This window comes from Vreelandella maris (assembly GCF_013371085.1).
Classification (GTDB): Bacteria; Pseudomonadota; Gammaproteobacteria; order Pseudomonadales; family Halomonadaceae; genus Vreelandella; species Vreelandella maris.
This window is the reverse complement of sequence record NZ_JABWCV010000014.1, coordinates 26,534-44,343: the sequence shown is the minus strand read 5'-3', so window position 1 is coordinate 44,343 and position 17,810 is coordinate 26,534. Positions and strand designations below refer to the sequence as shown.

The window sequence follows — 17,810 nt, the reverse complement described above, 5'->3', positions numbered from 1 at the left end:
GATGCACATTCTGGTCGTAGACGACGATCCGCTTGCAGGGGAAATGACGGCCGCACTGATTGGATCACAAGGTTATGAAACCTTAATGGCCTTTGATGCGATGGGTGCCGTCGAGCAACTGGACACACACAGTGATATCGCACTGATTGTTAGCGACATGCATATGCCTTTGATTAGCGGGTTAGCGCTGTTGGCAATGCTCCGCGAGCAAGATAATGACCTGCCGTTTATCTTACTCACCGGAGATACTCCAGATGATGAGCTGCGCCAGACGCCAGGCCTCCACGCTTGTCTAAGCAAAGATGCAGAGCTGGCTAGTAATCTGGAAACCGCCATAAAACAGGCGCTTAACAAGTAAGTAACGCAAGATGGAAGAAATAATGGATGGAATGGATCGCCGCTTTCGATCACTCACGCAGGTAGTTTGATGTCTAAGCCCGCCCCCTCGCTGCACGATAAGCTGAACCAGCTTCGTGAGCGCTTTATTGAGCAACTGCCCCACCGCTTAGCTCAAACCGCTGTGCAGTGGCAGCAAAGCCGTAACTCGGAGGAAGAGCAGACGCGGCTTGCGCCAGAGCTGCACCGTTTCTTTCACAGTCTAAAAGGCACCGGTCGCTCACTGGGCTTTGAACGGTTAGCCCTGCTCGCCGACCAAGCTGAAACGGCCCTGATCTCCTGCCCCACACGCAGCGATATCGATACCTATATCACTCAGCTTCTACAACAGATGGAGCGTGAGCAGCAGCACTTGCGTTCTCATCATGGCCAGCAGCAAGCCCTGGCGGCAGTGAATAGCTTCGAGCTTACCAACCAAGCAGAGCCGCTACGCAATAAACGCCAGCGGCTTATTTACTTATGTGATGACGAACCAGAACAGGTCAGTCACCTTATTCATCATCTGCGCTGTTTTGGCCATGAGGTCGTCCAGTTTATTGACACAGGGACCTTCTTTAATGCCGTTCTCACCCGCCGTCCCGATGCGGTGATTATGGATGTACACTTCCCCCAAGGCCAAACCGCCGGTACGGAAACCTTAACCAGTTTGAACAAGCTAACCGGCGAGCCGCTTCCCGCTATCGTGCTGTCAGCCCATGGCGATTTTCACTCGCGCCTTAGCGCCGTTCGCGCTGGCTGCGGTGGCTACTTTACCAAGCCGGTGAAACCGCTGGATCTGATGCTCGCCGTGGATGAGCTCACTGCCCCAGCGGCGGATGAACCGCTGAAAGTGCTTATTGTCGATGATGAGCCCGAAGTAGCTGCCTATCACGCCTTGCTGCTTGAGGAAGCCAGCATGATTGTGCAGCAGGTGCACCACCCTGCCGATGCACTCAATGCATTAGAACGCTTTAGCCCTGATTTAGTGCTGGTCGATGTGTATATGCCCGTGTGTTCGGGTGAAGAACTGGCAACGATTATTCGTCAGCAGCCAGAGCACGTTGGGCTACCGATTATTTATCTCTCCAGCGAGACCGATAGCCAAAAGCAGATTTCCGCCATGGCTGCCGGCGTTGAAGCGTTTCTTACCAAACCCGTGCAACCCGAAGAGCTCGTCTCTGCCGTGCGACTGCGCGCAGAACGCCTGCGCTTGCTGCGTTCTCTAATGACCCGCGACAGCATGACCGGGCTTTATAACCACAGTACGACGACCGACCTGATCACGAAAACCCTCTCGCAGGCACACCGCGAAGAGAACCAGCACGCCATGGCCATGATTGATATTGATCATTTCAAGCAAGTGAATGATACCCATGGCCACCTAGCGGGTGATCAAGTGATTATCACCCTGGCAAGGCTGCTTAAAAGTCGCTTGCGGCTCTCGGATATTATCGGCCGCTACGGCGGTGAAGAGTTCGTCGTATTGCTGAAAGGCGTTAGTGGGGAGCAGGCTGCTAGGCTCATCGAAAGCTTACGTGAAGACTTTGCACTGGTTGATTTTCACGCCGGTGATGTTCGCTTTCGCTGTACGTTCAGCGCGGGTGTTAGCAGTTTTCCCGAGCAACCGTCGACCGAGTCGCTGCGCCTAAGCTCCGACCAGGCACTTTACCGCGCTAAAGAGCTGGGTCGTAATCAGGTGAGTACGGAGTTAGCTGATGAATTCTGAAACCTCCCGCGACAGCCACGCTAATGATCAGCAGCAGATCTCCCAGACATTGGAAGAAGCGTTAGCTGCCCACCATGATGACGAAAGCGTAGTAGATGTTGATGAGCCCACGCAGCAGCTAGTGTTATTTCGTATTAACGGCCAGCGTTTTGCGTTGCCCGGTAGCGCAGTGAGTGAGATTTTACCCAGCGACCAGCCTGTCTATTATGTGCCGGGCTTACCAGCTTCTACCGAGGGTGTCCTGCACCTGCGCGGCAAAATCGAGTCGGTAATAAATCTGCAGCCGCTGCTCGATTTACCCACACCGGAAGGCACGCCTAGTGGCATGATTTTGTTGGTCAGTGCATCGGGTATTCGCAGCGGCGTGCGGATAGAGCAGCTTGATGATGTGTGTGAAGTCGCCCAGAGCCTGCTACAGCCACCCCCCGAAACGCTTTCCAGTACATTGCTTCCTTACGTCAGCGCGTTATGGCAGATTGATGAACGCCAAGCGCTGGCCCTACTTGACCCGGAGGCGTTGTTTAGTGCCTACCAGCAAGGGTTGGGTTAAGGTGCCCCTGGAACGCGAGCATCATGAGCAAGCCCAAGTCACCTTGGTGCTATTTTGGGTAGGACCTTATCGTGCTGCTATGGAAGCGTGTCACGTGCTCGCCATGACGGATCACCCTACGGCATTGCGCACTGCCAACGCTCACTCCCTGCTTTATGACGAGAGTAGCGATCAGCCCCAGCCTAGCCGCTGGTTAACCTTGCGCGATACTCAAACAGCCAAGGGCCAAACCGCCAGCACTTGGCAATTGGGCGTGGACGGAGACATCTCGCTTCAGCAACTGCCCGCCAGCACGCTCTATCCACTGCCTAAGCTGCTCCAGTCCCGCCTCTTCTCGCCAGCGCTATGCGGTTTCACCTTTGAGCAGCAGCAACTTGTGCTACTGCTGGATGCAGGCAAGCTTAGCCTTCACAAGCCCTACTCCACCAGCCCTAGCCCGCCAGCCATAAGCAGCTAATCACATCGCCTTCTGCGATTTCGCTATCGGGGGGAATCACCGCGAAGGCGTCCGCGTTGATACACGATGAAAGCACGCCAGAATTCTGATCCTCAAAGGCCATCGCCGTCACGCCGCGGGGCGTAAATTTCAGCGTCACGCGCATATAATGCTCGCGCGGGCCGGTAGTCGTGGCAAACCCTGCGCTGGCGGTAATGTTTGGCAGCGTTGCGAGCGCAGGACAACCCTGCATCGCGCCCAGTAGAGGCCGCAAAAAAAGCCAGGCGCCCACAAACCCAGAGACAGGATTACCCGGCAAGCCAACAAACCGAGCCTGGCTGCCATCATCGCGAGGCAAGCGACCGAGTGCTAGCGGCTTACCGGGCCGAATCGCCAGTTTCCACATATCAAGCTGTCCAATCGCTTCCAGCGCAGCTTTAACGTGGTCCTCTTCGCCCACGCTCACGCCGCCGGTGGTGACGACTAAATCTGCCTCAGCAGCGGCAGCCGTTAACAGTGCCACCGTGCGGGCATAGTCATCCGGCACGCTAACGGTACTTACTACCTCGGCGCCAAAGTTCTCCAACAGACGTTTAAGCATTGGTCGGTTGGAGTTGTAGAGCTGACCCGGCTTGAGCGGCGTGCCCGGATCAATGATCTCGTCACCGGTCGAAAGCAGCGCCACACGGGGCCGTCGACGCACACTGACGTGGGTAACCCCTTGCCCCGCCAAGTGGCCCAGTGCCGCCGCTTCGAGCCGCTCACCGGCTTCTAATAGTATGCTGCCCTGGCGCACGTCACGCCCTTTACGGCGAACGTTATCACCCACTGGAATATCGGCAGGAATCAGCGCACGCTCACCATCAACCTCCACACGCTCTTGCATCACTACGCAGTCAGCCCCCGAAGGGATCTCGCCGCCAGTAAAAATCCGTGCACAGCTGCCGGGCGCAAGCGCTTCAGCCTGCGTACCAGCCGCAATGCGTTGACTCACGGATAGCCACTGCCCTGCATCGGCGGCGCGTAAGGCGTAGCCGTCCATCGCGCTGTTATCAAACGGCGGCACATCCAGCTGTGCTGTCACTGCTTCGGCCAGCACACGCCCGGCGGCGGCTTCCAGTGGAACGCTCTCTGCTTTTAGTGCGCTCACATCTGCCAATAGCGCTTCAAGCGCGGCTGAAATCGGCTGCAAATCAGCCATGTTGCCCCCGGCCTGGGATGACCAGGTTGGCGAAGTTGCAAGGTTTGTGACGGCTATCCAACTGCTCAGCCAAAATGCCGTCCCAGCCGGTGCGGCAGGCGCCGGTTGAGCCCGGTAGGCAGAACACCACCGTGGCGTTGGCTAAGCCACCAAGGCAACGGCTTTGGATAGTGGAGCTGCCGATCTCGTCACCGCTTAGCTGGCGAAAGCGCTCACCAAAGCCTTCGATATGCTTATCCAGCAGCACAGAGATAGCTTCAGGCGTAGAGTCGCGACCAGTAAAGCCGGTACCGCCAGTGGTGATCACCACCTGCACGGTTGAGTCGGCTATCCAGTTCGCTACTACCGCACGAATGCGGTAAACGTCGTCAGGCACAATGCGCTTTTCAGCCAGCGTGTGGCCCGCCTTGGTTAAGCGCTCCACAAGGGCTTGCCCACTGCGATCGGTCTCTTCATTACGCGTGTCAGAGACCGTCAATACGGCTATGTTGAGGGGCACCATTGGTTCGCTCATTGACGTCACCCCTGTTTGGCTGCTTTCTTCTTAGCGTGGTGTGCTTCCCAAGCCGCCATTTGCTCTGGCGTGGCTTCCGGTTGATAAAGCTCTTTCCACTCGCTATAAGGCATACCGTAAACGTACTCACGGGCCTCATCGTAGTTGAGGCTTTCATCCCGCGCCTCAGCGGCACTCACCAGCCACTTAGATAAGCAGTTACGGCAAAAGTCCGCCAGAATCATCAGATCGATATTCTGGACATCCTTGTTATCGTCCAGGTGTTGAAGCAAGCGACGAAATGCGGCGGCTTCCAGCTCAGTGCGCGTCGCTGGGTCTAACTCATCAAATGCTGACATAACCGTTGCTCTCCTAAAATGACATTTGGCTATTTAAGAACTTAAGGTGAAGCATAACAAAAGACACCGCCAAAAGGCGGTGTCCTCGCTACCATAAAGCACGTATCAACTGGTTCGCGTTGCCGACGGTTCACTGCTACCGCCAGATGACTTACGCGCCGCCACCTCTTCTTCGGATAGCGTTTGGTCTTTGACCTCGTCGTACCATAGGTTGTGATGCTCTTTGGCCCAGGTTTCATCCACGTAGCCCGTGGTCATACCCTCAAGTGCACCTTCAGTACCCAGCGTGCCGATATAGATATGACCTAAGGAGATGGCGGTGAGTCCTAGCGCACCGACTGCGTGGATAATGTTAGCCCACTGCATGGTGTCGCGCCCCTGATTGAAGTTGGGGAAGTCGAGCACAAAGCCACTGGCGATGACAAGAATACCGACCGTCGCCAATATCCAGTACCACGCCTTCTCCCCACCGTTGGCAAAACCCGCATCTACATGCTTTTTGCCAATCATGCCGCCGCCTTTCTTAAACCACACCCAGTCGTGCTTTTTGGGAATGTTCTCTTTAATCAAACTAACCAGCAGTATGACGAGCAGAATGCCAAAGATCGGCCCTAGGTAGTTGTGCAGCACTTTCGTGGCCGCAATCATCCACGCCCAAATCCCATCGCCAAACAAGGGGCGGAACACGAACTTGCCGAACAGTAGCGTCATGCCGGTCAGTGCCAGAATGATAAACAGCGTCGCTACCGTCCAGTGCAGTGCGCGCTTCATCAGCGTCCAGCGCAACAGCAGCCGACCCGTGCGCGGTGCTTCAAGCTCCTTACGGCCCACAATGAAGTAGAATAGGGCGATCAGCGCGGCCATGCCAAATACCGCAATCAATCCAAACGGCGATACCCAGCGGTTACGAATCTCCCGCCAGGTTTCACCGCTTGAGTTGATCAGGCTGTAGTCGCTTTCATAGCGCGAGTCGCGGTAGTTGGGGCCAGTCTCACCACTACGCACCTGACGCCACTGGTCAGCGGTAATGCCGGGGGCAGCGGTGGTCATTTCGCGATCAGGGTCTGCTTGAGCTACTGCCACTTGCGTAAAGCCTAGGCTTAGCACCAAAGCAAGCGCCACCAATATAAAACGCCAAATGCCCAGGGCGAGCCCTTTACCTGAGCTTGGCACCCCACCGGGTGCCTGTGCAGTCAACAGGTTCATGACACGCCTCCTTACCCTTTATGGGCAGCATCATAGGCTAGGTTGTCGGCGCTGGCCTGGGGATTGTTGGACCAGGCGCCATCTTTATGGCCACGGTGTACAACGCGCTGGCGGAAAATATCGGCAACGTCTTGGGCATCACCAGCAAGCAGCGCTTTGGTAGAGCACATTTCTGCACATAGCGGTAGTTTGCCTTCGGCAATGCGGTTGGAACCGTACTTCTCGTACTCTTCTTCTTTGCTTTCGGCCGGGCCGCCCGCGCAGAAGGTACATTTGTCCATCTTGCCGCGCTCGCCGAACGCATCCTGCTGGGGAAACTGCGGGGCACCAAACGGGCAGGCGTAGAGGCAGTAGCCACAACCGATGCAGAGGTCTTTATCGTGCAGCACGATGCCGTCATCGGTCTTGTAGAAGCAGTCGGTGGGGCACACCGCCATGCAGGGGGCGTCGTCACAGTGCATACAAGCGACGGAAATGGACATTTCATCCGCTTCGCCGTCGTTGAGCGTAACCACGCGGCGGCGCTGAATGCCCCATTCGACATCGTTGGCATTTTTACAGGCGGTGACGCAGCCGTTGCATTCAATGCAGCGTTCTGCGTCACACATAAATTTCATTTGAGCCATGTTGTTCTCCTCATGCCGGTGCGGGATGGCTCCCGCACCGTCGTGCTGTCAGGTCGATCGCGTCTTTTGTTCTAAACTCAGTTTTCTAGACTCAAGTTTTCTAGATTCAGGCGCGCTCAATGCGGCAAATGGTGCACTTAGTCTCTTGCATTAGTGTCACCGGGTCGTAGCCGTAGGTGGTGGCGGTGTTAGCCGCTTCACCGATGATGTACGGGTCAGACCCATCCGGGTAACGGTCGCGCAGGCTTTCGCCCTGGAACATGCCGCCAAAGTGGAACGGCATGAATGCGACGTTACGATCAACGCGAGGCGTGACCAGTGCTTTAACTTTCACACGGCCCCCTTCAGCCCCTTCAACCCAGACATCATCACCATCTTTGATACTGAGGTCGTTGGCATCGGCCGGATTGATCTCGACAAACATCTCTTGCTGCAGCTCGGCAAGCCACGACATGGAGCGCGTCTCTTCACCGCCCCCTTCGTACTCAACCAGACGTCCGGAGGTGAGAATCATCGGATATTCGCCGGTGTTGTCGCGATCCTGGATGGTTTTGTACATGGTCGGCAGGCGCATGATCGAGTCGAAGTCGTCCCAGGTAGGGAAGCGTTCAACCAGATCGCGGCGCGTGGTGTAAAGCGGCTCACGGTGCTTAGGCACTTGGTCGGGGAAGGTCCAGACCACGGCGCGGGCCTTGGCGTTGCCGTAAGGTGCACAGCCATGCTCAATCGTGACTCGCTGGATACCGCCGGAGAGGTCGGTTTTCCAGTTTTTGCCTTCCGCCGCCTGCTTCTCTTCGGCGGTCAGGTCGTCCCACCAACCCAGATCCTTGAGCAGTTGGTCGTTGAACTCCGGGTAGCCGTCGTCGATATCGCCGCCGACAGGCGCTGAACCTTCCGCCAACAGGTTGACACCGTCACGCTCGATACCGAAACGGGCGCGGAAGCCCATGCCGCCTTCCATTACAGGAACGCTGGTATCGTAAAGGTTGGGCGAGCCCGGGTGTTTAAACTCAGGCGTGCCCCAGCAGGGCCACGGCAAGCCGTAGTAGTCACCATCCGCCGGGCCACCCTCTGCGCGCAAGTTCTCAAAGCTGAAGGTGTGCCAGTTTTTCTGGTGCTCTTTGAGGCGTTCGGGGCTTTGCCCGGTATAGCCTACCGTCCACATACCGCTGTTAATTTCGCGCAGAATATCGTCGATCAACGGCTCGTCGCCGTTCATCTGATAGTTTTTCACCAGCTCATTACCAATGCCCAGTTTGCGGGCAAACAGGTACATGATTTCGTGGTCGGGTTTAGACTCAAAAAGCGGCTCAATCACGCGGTCTCGCCACTGAATTGAGCGGTTGGTGGCGGTGACACTGCCGGTGGTTTCAAACTGGGTGGCAGCTGGCAGCAAATAAACACCATCGGTACGGTCATGCATGACGGAAGCGACGGTGGGATAAGGGTCAACGATGACCATCATTTCCAGCTTCTGCATCGCCTTTTGCATTTCCACACCGCGGGTTTGGGAGTTAACCGCGTGGCCCCAGTAGAACATCGCTTTCAGCGCGGTGCGCTGAGAGATGTTTTCGTCGTCTTCGAGCACGCCATCAACCCAGCGCGACACGGTAATGCCGGGGCTGTACATGGGCTTACCATCGGCGTATTCGGTATCGTCATAGCGGCCTTTAATCCACTCGTAGTCGACATCCCATACTTGCGCCCAGTGTTGCCATGCGCCTTCCGCCAAGCCGTAGTAGCCCGGCAGCGAGTCACAGCCAAGGCCAAGGTCAGTCGCACCCTGCACGTTATCGTGGCCACGCAGGATGTTGGCGCCGCCGCCAGCGACACCAATATTGCCCAACGCCAGCTCCAGAATGCAGTAAGCGCGGGTGTTGTTGTTGCCGGTGGTATGTTGGGTGCCGCCCATACACCAGACCACGCAGCCAGGCCGGTTGTCGGAGAGGCGCTTGGCGACATCGTACATCTCGGCTTCGGGCACGCCGGTGACTTCCTCGACGACGCTGGGTGGGAAGTTGGCGACTTCGGCGCGCACTTCGTCCATCCCGTAAACGCGCTGGTTGATGTACTCGTTATCTTCCCAGCCATTCTCGAAAATGTGCCACAGCAGGCCCCAGATATACGCCACATCAGAGCCAGGACGTAGACGCACGTATTTGTTGGCTTTGGCGGCAGTACGGGTAAAGCGCGGATCAGCAACGATGATGTCGCAATTATTACGCTCTTTGGCGATCAAGATATGCTGCATCGCGACCGGGTGCGCTTCACTGGGGTTAGAGCCAATGAACAGAATCGCCTTACTGTTATGCATGTCGTTGAGCGAGTTGGTCATCGCCCCGTAACCCCAGGTGTTCGCCACGCCCGCCACGGTGGTGGAGTGACAGATACGTGCCTGGTGGTCAGTGTTGTTGGTACCCCACAGCGATGCAAGCTTGCGCATCAAGTACGCTTGCTCGTTACTAAACTTCGCAGAGCCCAACCAGTAAACGCTGTCCGGGCCGTGCTCTTCGCGCAGCTCAAGCAGTTTGTCGCCGATTTCGTTAATGGCGTCTTCCCAGCTCATGCGCTCCCACTCACCAGCCACCAGCTTCATCGGGTACTTAAGGCGCCGCGTGGAGTGCCCGTGCTGGCGCAGTGAAGCGCCTTTTGCGCAGTGTGCGCCGCGGTTGATGGGGTGATCAAAAGCGGGTTCTTGCTTAGTCCAAATACCCTCTTGAACTTCGGCATAAACGCCACAACCCACTGAACAGTGGGAGCAGATGGTACGTTTGGTCTCTACCGGAGAGTCCAGTACCGGTGTTTTGTCCGCGGCTTCCGAGCGCTGCATCATCGGCGCGCCCATGAAGCCGACAGCGGCCACGCCGCCTGTGGCTGCACCGGTGCGCTTGAGGAATTGACGGCGGGAAATTCCCAGTCCAGAGGCCTTGGGGGTGTCTGTTTTGCGAGTTAAACGCATGGCAAATCTCCTGGCATTCCGCCGTCAGTCACGCAACGAGGCGTAGTAAGCGCGGACGTGGTCGGTCTCACGGTAGTTAACCGTTTGTTTTTCGTTTTTCACCGGGGCAGTGTCAGCCTGTGCCAGGGTGACATGACCGACTGCCGCTGCAGCGCCAGCAGCGGCAGTTCCCAACCCAACGGTTTTCATAAAACGGCGGCGCTCAGGATTGTGTGACGGGTGCATGGGTTTCTCCTCTTGCATGCCTTTATAGCGGGTCTTTTTATGCTGTTTTTTTGATTTTTACTGATTTTTTTATGGAGCCTGCGTTAAGGCTCAACAATACGCACCGGCGTATGACCCGCATCAACACTCAAGCGAGCCTCCTCACTTTCCATAAAAGCGCCACCCAACTGCCCCAGCGCTGCATAGAAAGCGGTGTCTACCTGCCCCAGGTCGGCAAAACAGCTGGCCGCCCAAGGGGCTAAATGTTGGCTAAAGAAATAGGCCTGCTCGTGACTGGCTGAGTCAATCAGCATTGCCATCACTTCGCATAGTGCCGCCAAGTGATCTTCAGGGTCACGGGTATGTTCACTGCGCACAAAACCGAGCACTTTCAAATCCTGACGCAGCGCCACCAGCGCCGCTTCCATCAATTCGCCATTGCGGTACCAAGAAGCATATGGCACCACTTCACCCTGAATGACGCCGACCAGGAGGCGGAAGTGAGCACGCTGCAGTCTTTCAACATCGGTATTCTTGGCGGCGGCTGCCAGCGCATGCCAACACTCGGCCAAACGGCTGCCGTCTTGTTCGATGTCCAGTTCAGCCAACCAATCTAGCAACTCGGCATCCGGAGTCTGGCGTAATAATGTGGCCAATAGCCGGTAAATATCGCCACGTAGCGCATCCGCTTCTTTCAGCGTGGGCAGTGCATCCGTCATCGGCTTATACCTTCAGTTGCGCGTCGGGATCGCGAATCATGGTTTTCCAAACATCCTTAACGCGGCAGTCTTCACACATTTCCAGACGAATCATCGCTTCGCCAGCAAAGTAGGGGTGGTTGGCCAGCTTTTCTTTAATAGTAGCTACCGTGCTGACAGTAGCAAACGGCTTGCCGCAGTTGATGCATTCAAAGGCTGCTTCTTCGTGACAGATATGGCGTGTTTCGCGAGCCTCCGATGCCAGGAAGCCGGGCATCAGGGTAATCGCATCTTCCGGGCAGGCTTGTTCACACAAGCCGCACTGCACACAATCCGCCTCAAGGAAACTCAGCGCGGGGGTTTTACCACCTGACTTGAGCGCGGGGGTTGGGCAGTTGCTGACGCAAGCGTGGCACAGCGTGCAGGCATCGCGGTCCACCTGAATGGCGCCGTAGGCAGCGCCCACCGGCATAGCAACCCGCTCATCACTGGGGTTACCCAACTCGGCTAACCGTGCCAGCACGCGGTTCAAGCGTGCCCGCTTTTCGGGCTCAGGTAGACTAAGCGGCGCCTCAGTCAGTGGAGTAAGCGCCGGTAGCGCATCGCGTGCGGCGTGGTCAGCTATCTCAATCAATGTTACACGGGCGCGATCATGGCCCAGCGCTTCCAACAAGGCATGTGCCTGGGCGACTTGATCGGTCAAAAAGGTACTCAAGCGGGCAGGCATATCAGGGTGCAGTTGGATACGCACCTCAGCGGCACCGGCAGCCAAGGCGGTTAGCCACTGGTCGTGGCCTGCAGCTCCCAGCTCTTCTAACGGTGCGTCAATGATATGGCCTGCGGGCACTACACCCGCAGCCCGCTCGGCATCTTGGGAGTCATGGGTAATAAAACGCAGCACCGGCACCTGACCACCGGCCTCACGGTAGGCTGCCAGCCAAGCGGATAGGGTGTCTTGCTGGCGGCGCGTTTCCGGTAGACGAAATTCGATAGCGCCCGTAGGGCAAGCGCTGGTGCAGCTGCCTACGCCTTGGCAGAGGAAGGGATCAATCTCAATATTAGACTCAATGCGCCCCTGAATGCTGGAGATGGCATCCGCCGGGCAAACATCTAAACAGCGGGTACAACCAATGTTGCCGCTGGTGGAATGGGCACATAAATCACTGTTGACTTGGAAATAGCGCGGCTTATCGAATTCGCCCACTAGCCCCACAAAATCGTCGAGAATATCGCTGCGCTGCTCAACGTCCTGCCACTGCATCACTACATAGCCAGGAGGCGGCAGCTCCCAGCGCTGGGTATGCGAAGCCGGAGCAAGATCGAGGATTAAGTCAAAGCCGTCACGCTCAATCAGTGCGCGAGCAATATCCAGCGGCGCATCTTCATCGTCAAGTTGAACGTTAAAGGCACCTAGATAGCCATTGATACGCAGTTGGCTGAGTTGTCCCTGGGTCAGCGTCTGGGCGACCAGCGGTTCGCTAGCCCCGAGAGGATCGACAGTATCGTTTCCTGGGCTGTTCGCGTCAGACTTAGTAACAAGTAACGTCAGCGATGCCAAGCCGCGCCCCTGTAGAGCGCGAGCGGCAGGGTAAACGTCGGCTTCGGTACCGATTAACAGCGCATGACCACGGCTGTGATAGGTCACATTGGCAGGCGTTAGGTTAGCTGGCCACGAGATACGTCGGCGTACCGTTTCCCGAGCCTCGGCATTGCGCTGGTCGTCTATCGACGCCAGTTGGATTCGTTGGTTCATGCGCTCTCACGGTCTGGGAATCATTCTTATTATATTTTTGAGTTATATATTTAACTATTGTGGCATAACAATACGTTGAAGCTAAGTTCAGCCTATGTGCAATGCTGATATTTGCCAACTTAATTACCGTCAACGCTGCCAACGCTAGCAACTAAATCAATGCTCAACTTATTGATTTTTATGTACTAAGGAATAATGTCATAGTTTGGTATGAGTGTCAGATAAATAATCAGACTGGTCGTCTACTGAAGGCTCTTTTACAACGTTGTTACTGGCCGTGCAAGGTGCGGAGTGCTCTTCGTCAGCAGCTGTCGATGGCTCACTGGCTGCCACTTCAGCCGGGGACTCGGTGTGGCCCTCGTCTACTGGCTTATCAAGCGCCTCTTCCACTTTATGCGTCCAGCGGCGCAGTTTACCGGCGAGATCTGCCGCCATCGGTTTCAACAGCTTATTGTAGTCGGCGTCGTAGTCGTCCAAGCCATCGCGTACGTTGTAGTTACCGGTGGTCCATAGGCGTTTCAATGCTTGTCGGCGTAAAGGGCCGCTAACGCCCGGCGCCATATACGCACTAAAATCGCTGCCTGCTTCCAGCGTGTCAGGGTCTGGCAAGGTGTGATCGAGACTGCCGGGTTCTGGCTCCTCGGCTGACGTTGCCAGAGATTGGTCATTCTCAGCGTTAGGTTGCTCGGCCTCATTATGAAGCGCTGCCTCATGGTCAACAGATGCCTCATCAACGGGCGTAGAATCTGGTGAAGAGGACGCCGATGCGTCCTCTTCTTTTTGAACATGGCGCTTTAGTCGCGACCAGCGTTCCAGGCGACTCATTACGGCTGCTCCTTGGAGGGCGTGTCTTTGGCGCGCCCAGCCCCTTTGCGTTTTTTCTTGCGCATTTCCAGTGGCGCTTCCCCATGGCGTGCCAGATAACTCTCAAGCCAGACCTGAATGGCCATTGGCATAGGTGCCTCTAGCACCTGCTGCTCGCCATCCATCCAACCAGCCGCAACGTCCTGACTAGCGGAAATCGCATCCGGCTTGGGTGTTTGTCCGGTAAAGCCTGCACGCACAAACAGTCGCGGAGTAGTCGAGGTTAGATTGAAGCGGTAAGCAGCACGCTCGGTCATCGACAGCTGCAGGTTAAGGACATTATCACCCTGATCGCCCAGCGTTATCTCAGCAATGCGCCACTGCGTCAGTGTAAAACGCTTCACCTGCTTGGGCTCAGCTACCAAGGTAATACTGATAGGGCGTAGGTTATCGCTCATATTTTAAAAACCCTGAACCTTGCATGGATGACATGTGGAAAAATAGCACCTAGAAAATAGCACTTAGAAAAAACGCACCTATAAGGATAGCGCTTGAATGGGTAGACAAGTAAGCATCCCCAGCGCCATCATCGTCAACCCTGTCGTTTTGCGAGAACTATTTCGCGAGGATTACCATGCCCGCCCTTCAGCCTGCCCTTCAGATAAGCCGAGCCCGCTTACCGGCCACCACCGAGATCAGCATCGTTGATGAATATGGCGATGCGCGTCAGCAGGCCATCGCCGCTGAACGGGCACTCACCGTGTATCTCAACAAACGTGAAATCGTCACGCTGATGACGCTCGGCGATGACCCTGAAGCGCTAGTGGTGGGCTATCTACGTAACCAAGGTTTACTGCGTGCCGCGGCTGACTTAGCCGCCGTTCAGGTCGATTGGGAAGTAGAAGCAGCGGTCGTCATTACACGCCACTTGCCCGAGGATTTAGAGGCGCGCTTAAGCACCCGCACGGTGACGACCGGCTGCGGCCAGGGCACGGTCTTTGGTAAACTGCTCGACCAAACCGCCCTGACGGTGCTTCCCGATACGCAGTTAGCACAGTCCACGCTCTATCAACTGCTGCAAAATCTCAACGCCTATAATGAGACCTACCGCAGCGCGGGCGCTGTTCACGGCTGTGCGCTTTGCCGCCAAACCGAGGTGCTCGATTTTGTTGAAGACGTAGGGCGGCACAACGCGGTGGATACCCTGGCCGGGCGCCAATGGTTGCAACAAGCCGACAGTGCCGATGCTGATATTTTCTATACCACAGGGCGCCTGACATCTGAGATGGTACTCAAAGTGGCGCAAATGGGCATTAGCGTACTGGTCTCGCGCTCCGGTGTTACCCAAAAAGGCGTCGAGCTGGCTGAACGCTTCGGCGTGATGCTGATTGCCCGCGCCAAAGGCCGCCACTTTCAAGCGATTAATACGCAGAATCGCTTGGCGCTGGATGCGATACCTAATCGACCATCTCATGCCCGTTCATCTAAAGAGGCAAGCTCATGATTCCCACTCACGAACTCACCGGCATGATTCTCGCAGGCGGCGAAGGGCGCAGAATGGGTGGCCGGGATAAAGGGCTTGAGCCGTTCGCGGGCCTGCCATTAGTCGGCCATGTCGTAAAACGCCTTGAAGGCCAAGTAGCCGAACTGCTGATTAACGCCAACCGCAATGCTGACGCCTACCGCTTCTTCGCCGATCGCGTGATTGCCGATGAAGAAGGCGGCTTTAAAGGCCCACTGATGGGTATCTATAGCGGCCTACGCGCGGCAAAAACGCCTTGGTTACTGGTCGCCCCCTGCGACTCCCCCGCCCTGCCTGACAATTTAGTGGCGCGCATGGTGGCTGGGGTTGGCGATCATGACATCGCCGTGGCCTTTGACGGCGAACGGCTGCATCCAGTGGTTGCCCTGCTGCGCACTTCGCTGGCGGACGATTTGGCCGCTACACTTTCCGAAGGCGAACGCAAGATTGACCGTTGGTACGCCCGCCATGCGTGGTGCAAGGTCGACATGTCGGATTGCCCCGATGCGTTTGCCAACCTTAATACCGAAGAAGAGAAGTTGCGTTTGGAAAGTCTGCTGGCAGCCGTCTCAGGGAAGGTGTCGACATGACGCTCTCCTGCTTTGACCTTGGCGAGCGCATGCTTAGCGTGGATGAAGCGCGCCAGGCACTCACCACCTTGATTGAGCGCCCGCTGGGCAGCGAACAGATTCCGCTAGCGCAGGCTCACGGCCGTCGGTTGGCTGCGGCCATCCAGGCCCCCATTAACGTGCCGCAAAATACCAATGCGGCCATGGATGGCGTAGCGCTCGCCTTGGCTAAAGAAGGTGTTGGGGCCAAGCAAACCCATTGGCCGCTGGCCGGTGAGGTGTTGGCCGGGCAGTATCGCAGCGAATTAGTACCTGCCGGTCACTGTGTGCGCATCACCACCGGTGCCCCGTTGCCGCCGGGCACCGATACCGTGGTGATGAGTGAACAGCTGCGCGAACCGTTAGATGATAAGCCTGCGCATGTGATTATTGAGTCGCCCGAGCTTCTCAAACACGGCCAACATGTTCGCCAGGCCGGTGAAGATATTGCCACTGGCGACACGGCGCTACCTGCGGGAGCACGGCTCGATGCCGCCTCAATGGGACTGTTAGCATCATTGGGTTACGCACAGGTTACCGTGTGCCAGCGCCCCAGGGTGGCGATTTTTTCCACCGGCAATGAAGTCACGGCCCCCGGCGAACCACTACCCAAGGCCGGCATTTACGATGCTAACCGCTTCACGCTGATCGGCTTACTCACCGAGCAGGGGGCCGAGGTGATCGATCTGGGCATTCTGCCGGACGACTTAAACGCGACCCAAACGGCGCTAAAGCAAGCCGCCGAACAGAGCGATTTAGTGATTACCAGCGGCGGCGTGTCAGTGGGTCAGGCCGACTTCACTCGCGCTGCACTGGAACAACTGGGCCGCCTGGCTTTTTGGCGCGTGGCACTGCGCCCAGGGCGCCCCATGGCCTGCGGCTGGCTAGGCGAATCGCGCACCCCATTTGTCGGTTTGCCCGGCAACCCGGTCGCTGTCATGGTAACCTTTGGACAGTTTGTGACACCGCTGCTGGCCCGCCTTCATGGGCAGCCCATGGCGCTACCCTATCGCCTGCATGCGATCGCCGATAACCTGTTAAAAAGTCGCTTAAAGCGTACTGACTTTATTCGCGGCGTTTACCATACTGATAAGAATGGACAGCTACACGTGCGCAGTACCGGCGCCCAGGGTTCGGGCATTTTAACCTCGATGGTGGCTGCTAACTGTTTGATTGAGCTTGCTGATGACCAAGACGGCGCACAATCAGGCGAGGTAGTCAGCATACAACCACTTACGGGATGGCTATGACCGAGCAACGACACGCTAATCCACAGCGATCTGCCCAGCCAGACACTGACCAGCAACTGATCGACGACTTTGGTCGGCGCATTAGCTATGTGCGTATCTCGGTCACCGATCGCTGCGATTTTCGCTGCGTGTACTGCATGAGCGAGGAGATGACGTTCCTGCCCCGCGCCCAGGTACTCACGCTGGAAGAGCTGGCTATGGTCGCCCGCGCCTTTACCGAACTCGGCGTGGAAAAAATTCGCCTGACCGGGGGTGAGCCGCTGGTGCGCCGTGATATCACCCAGTTGGTCGACGAAATCGGCTCGATGCCAGGCCTTAACGATTTCACCATGACCACCAACGGCGCCAGCCTGCGCAAACACGCCAAGCAGCTTTACGCCGGCGGTTTACGACGGCTAAATATCAGCCTGGATTCGCTGGATGCCGAACGCTTCAAGCAACTCACCCGCACCGGTGATTTAGCCAAAGTCATCGACGGTATTCATGCCGCTCAGGAAGCAGGCTTTAAGCGTATCAAGCTTAACGCGGTGATCTTGAAGGGGCGTAATGACGACGAAGTCATCGAACTGGTCACTTTTGCCCGCCGGGAAGGCCTCGATATTAGCTTTATCGAAGAGATGCCGCTGGGCGATGTGTCGGACCACTCCCGGGCAGAGACCTTCTACTCCAGCGACGACGTTCAGGCGTTGATCGAAACACGCTACCCGCTGATGCCCACGACGGAGAGCACACCGGGGCCGTCGCGCTACTTCAAAATGGCCGACAGCGACAGTCGGGTGGGCTTTATCTCGCCTCATAGCCATAATTTCTGCGATAGCTGCAATCGCGTACGGGTTACCGTAGAAGGACGCCTGCTGCTCTGCCTGGGTAATGAGCACTCGGTAGACCTGCGCGCCGTATTGCGCCGCCATCCTGGCGATATGCAGGCGCTCAAAACCGCCATTATTAACGCCCTACCGCTTAAGCCCGAACGCCACCACTTCACCACCGATGGCGACGTGCAGGTGGTGCGCTTTATGAACATGACCGGAGGTTAACCG

At 56.7% G+C, this 17,810-nt stretch carries 19 protein-coding genes; 8 read left to right on the top strand and 11 right to left on the bottom strand.

Annotated features, from left to right (window positions below):
- Window position 1 precedes the first annotated feature (1 nt).
- From HUO07_RS13300 to HUO07_RS13285, 4 genes are all read left to right on the top strand, one after another.
- Entirely contained in the window at window positions 2-358 is a 357-nt protein-coding gene (locus HUO07_RS13300; protein WP_176303978.1) for a response regulator, read from the top strand.
- Between the two features lie 69 nt (window positions 359-427).
- Window positions 428-2,101 carry a diguanylate cyclase gene (locus HUO07_RS13295; protein WP_176303977.1) on the top strand — a complete coding sequence of 558 codons (1,674 nt, stop codon included), beginning with the start codon at window positions 428-430 and terminating at the stop codon, window positions 2,099-2,101.
- Complete coding sequence (locus tag HUO07_RS13290) at window positions 2,091-2,651, top strand: chemotaxis protein CheW (RefSeq protein ID WP_176303976.1); 561 nt, start codon at window positions 2,091-2,093, stop codon at window positions 2,649-2,651. The genes HUO07_RS13295 and HUO07_RS13290 overlap by 11 nt, the downstream gene beginning before the upstream one ends.
- Window positions 2,626-3,108 carry a hypothetical protein gene (locus tag HUO07_RS13285; protein ID WP_340162500.1) on the top strand — a complete coding sequence of 161 codons (483 nt, stop codon included), beginning with the start codon at window positions 2,626-2,628 and terminating at the stop codon, window positions 3,106-3,108. The genes HUO07_RS13290 and HUO07_RS13285 overlap by 26 nt, the downstream gene beginning before the upstream one ends.
- Here the strand turns inward: HUO07_RS13285 and HUO07_RS13280 are convergent.
- The 11 genes from HUO07_RS13280 to HUO07_RS13230 form a co-directional block, all read right to left on the bottom strand.
- Window positions 3,083-4,288 carry a molybdopterin molybdotransferase MoeA gene (locus HUO07_RS13280; protein ID WP_176303975.1) on the bottom strand — a complete coding sequence of 402 codons (1,206 nt, stop codon included), beginning with the start codon at window positions 4,286-4,288 and terminating at the stop codon, window positions 3,083-3,085. The genes HUO07_RS13285 and HUO07_RS13280 overlap by 26 nt on opposite strands.
- Window positions 4,281-4,802: a molybdenum cofactor biosynthesis protein B gene (gene moaB, locus HUO07_RS13275; protein WP_176303974.1), complete on the bottom strand. Its 522-nt coding sequence runs from the start codon at window positions 4,800-4,802 to the stop codon at window positions 4,281-4,283. Before moaB ends, HUO07_RS13280 begins: the two co-directional genes overlap by 8 nt.
- Window positions 4,803-4,807: 5 nt before the next feature.
- Window positions 4,808-5,140, bottom strand: coding sequence for a DUF1244 domain-containing protein (locus HUO07_RS13270; RefSeq protein WP_176303973.1), 333 nt, complete (start codon window positions 5,138-5,140; stop codon window positions 4,808-4,810).
- 105 nt (window positions 5,141-5,245) lie between these two features.
- Window positions 5,246-6,346 carry a formate dehydrogenase subunit gamma gene (locus HUO07_RS13265; RefSeq protein WP_176303972.1) on the bottom strand — a complete coding sequence of 367 codons (1,101 nt, stop codon included), beginning with the start codon at window positions 6,344-6,346 and terminating at the stop codon, window positions 5,246-5,248.
- Window positions 6,347-6,357: 11 nt separating this feature from the next.
- The gene (gene fdh3B / locus HUO07_RS13260) at window positions 6,358-6,972 is read right to left on the bottom strand and encodes a formate dehydrogenase FDH3 subunit beta (RefSeq protein ID WP_022521832.1); all 615 of its coding nucleotides are present in this window, start codon (window positions 6,970-6,972) and stop codon (window positions 6,358-6,360) included.
- Window positions 6,973-7,078: 106 nt separating this feature from the next.
- Window positions 7,079-9,931 carry a molybdopterin-dependent oxidoreductase gene (locus tag HUO07_RS13255; protein WP_176303971.1) on the bottom strand — a complete coding sequence of 951 codons (2,853 nt, stop codon included), beginning with the start codon at window positions 9,929-9,931 and terminating at the stop codon, window positions 7,079-7,081.
- 24 nt (window positions 9,932-9,955) lie between these two features.
- Window positions 9,956-10,156, bottom strand: a complete 201-nt coding sequence (locus tag HUO07_RS13250) for a twin-arginine translocation signal domain-containing protein (protein ID WP_176303970.1) — start codon at window positions 10,154-10,156, stop codon at window positions 9,956-9,958.
- Window positions 10,157-10,239: 83 nt separating this feature from the next.
- The gene (locus tag HUO07_RS13245) at window positions 10,240-10,854 is read right to left on the bottom strand and encodes a TorD/DmsD family molecular chaperone (RefSeq protein ID WP_176303969.1); all 615 of its coding nucleotides are present in this window, start codon (window positions 10,852-10,854) and stop codon (window positions 10,240-10,242) included.
- A 4-nt stretch (window positions 10,855-10,858) separates the two neighbouring features.
- Window positions 10,859-12,586, bottom strand: coding sequence for a 4Fe-4S dicluster domain-containing protein (locus HUO07_RS13240; protein WP_176303968.1), 1,728 nt, complete (start codon window positions 12,584-12,586; stop codon window positions 10,859-10,861).
- Between the two features lie 198 nt (window positions 12,587-12,784).
- On the bottom strand, window positions 12,785-13,411 hold the full coding sequence (locus HUO07_RS13235; protein WP_176303967.1) for a DUF3306 domain-containing protein: 627 nt from the start codon (window positions 13,409-13,411) through the stop codon (window positions 12,785-12,787).
- Window positions 13,411-13,848, bottom strand: coding sequence for a DUF3305 domain-containing protein (locus HUO07_RS13230; RefSeq protein ID WP_176303966.1), 438 nt, complete (start codon window positions 13,846-13,848; stop codon window positions 13,411-13,413). Before HUO07_RS13230 ends, HUO07_RS13235 begins: the two co-directional genes overlap by 1 nt.
- A gap of 176 nt (window positions 13,849-14,024) precedes the next feature.
- Here HUO07_RS13230 and HUO07_RS13225 point away from each other — a divergent pair, with 176 nt between their 5' ends.
- From HUO07_RS13225 to moaA, 4 genes are read left to right on the top strand one after another with little or no spacing between them, the layout of a single operon-like run.
- Complete coding sequence (locus tag HUO07_RS13225; RefSeq protein WP_176303965.1) at window positions 14,025-14,894, top strand: formate dehydrogenase accessory sulfurtransferase FdhD; 870 nt, start codon at window positions 14,025-14,027, stop codon at window positions 14,892-14,894.
- The gene (mobA, locus tag HUO07_RS13220) at window positions 14,891-15,502 is read left to right on the top strand and encodes a molybdenum cofactor guanylyltransferase MobA (RefSeq protein WP_176303964.1); all 612 of its coding nucleotides are present in this window, start codon (window positions 14,891-14,893) and stop codon (window positions 15,500-15,502) included. Before HUO07_RS13225 ends, mobA begins: the two co-directional genes overlap by 4 nt.
- Window positions 15,499-16,770, top strand: a complete 1,272-nt coding sequence (gene moeA / locus HUO07_RS13215) for a molybdopterin molybdotransferase MoeA (protein WP_176303963.1) — start codon at window positions 15,499-15,501, stop codon at window positions 16,768-16,770. Before mobA ends, moeA begins: the two co-directional genes overlap by 4 nt.
- Entirely contained in the window at window positions 16,767-17,807 is a 1,041-nt protein-coding gene (gene moaA, locus HUO07_RS13210) for a GTP 3',8-cyclase MoaA (protein WP_176303962.1), read from the top strand. The genes moeA and moaA overlap by 4 nt, the downstream gene beginning before the upstream one ends.
- The last annotated feature ends 3 nt before the right edge of the window (window positions 17,808-17,810 follow it).